The sequence below is a fragment of the Corynebacterium sp. HMSC08C04 genome (assembly GCF_001807495.1).
GTDB classification, from domain to species: domain Bacteria; phylum Actinomycetota; class Actinomycetes; order Mycobacteriales; family Mycobacteriaceae; genus Corynebacterium; species Corynebacterium simulans.
Window position 1 is genome coordinate 1 of record NZ_KV789199.1, and the last position, 1125, is coordinate 1125.

1 protein-coding gene is annotated in these 1125 nt (G+C 54.6%); it reads right to left on the minus strand.

The features are described from left to right. On the minus strand, nt 1-1024 hold a 1024-nt coding region (gene istA, locus HMPREF3169_RS13335), incomplete at its 3' end, for an IS21 family transposase (protein ID WP_148132092.1). Between the last annotated feature and the right edge of the window lie 101 nt (nt 1025-1125).

Consider the following 1125-nt stretch of genomic DNA (forward strand, 5'->3'; position numbering starts at 1 on the left):
TGTGCCAGTTACGGTCGACTTTGACGTTTCGCCAGGACACTTCCGTAAACGGGGTATCTGGTAAGTCACGCATCATGGGCGCTTCATCAGCATCAAACAACTCTTTACGGGTTATCCCATCGGGCCTAGGCATATTCATGTTGATGTCGTCGACGCGCTGGGCGATAGCCTCATTGAGTTCATCAAGACTGTAGAAAGTGATCCCATCGAAGTAGCCGAGGATGCGCGAGTAGACGAGTTGGACGGCGCGTTCCACAGCGGCCTTATCCCGAGGTTTTCCAGGTCGGGCCGGTACGAGCAGGATGTCGTAGTAGTCGGCGAAGTCCGCGTAGCGTTGTTGAATGCGCCGGCCGGGCTTGTTCTTCACCGGCCGATAAGTCGCGGTCGGTGCGTTGTCAGGAACGATGATGCCAGGGCATTTACCGAGGTAGTCTAAGGCTTTCACATGGCAGGAAATCCAGTTGTCCATCTTCTCGTTAGCTGTTGCTGTCACAAACAACAGTGAAGAATAGGGGCAGATGGCCACGAATAAGCTGGCTTTCATGCCGACTTCACCGATGGCCTTGTCAATGATGGAAACCTTGTCGCCGGCCCAGTCGACATAGAGTTCCTGGCCTGGCTCGTGTTCGATAATCGAGGTCATTCCAGTGGTGCGGATGTGGGTGCGCAGGCGTTCGCAAAACTGGGAGTACTGATACTTCGACTCGCCTTCACCGACAGGTGCAGCAACGTAGTCCAGCCAGAGCTTGTGGCGGGTCAAGTGCTTGTTATTGGCTAGTCGCTTGGCGAGCTTTTCGAAGTCTGGCTGGTCGTAGCGCTTGCGACGGGCCCCGCGATGGTCGCTGAAGTGCTCGTCGAAGAATGATGGATCCAGCTGAGCAAACGACTCCTTGGTGATGCTCAGGTCCGCAATCAGTGTCTTGGTTTTGGCAATATCCCGGTTGGAACATCCCAACGCCGCAGAGATGGCAGCATAGCTTCCCCCGTCCAAACACATCGCCATGATGTCTTTGAAGTTGGCCATGAAAGGCCCTCCTTAAGGTCATGAAAGGTGATGACGCGCCGGCACAAGTTGTGCCAACGCCACCTATACAATGACCGAAAACAGAGAGCCCTACCATCTAT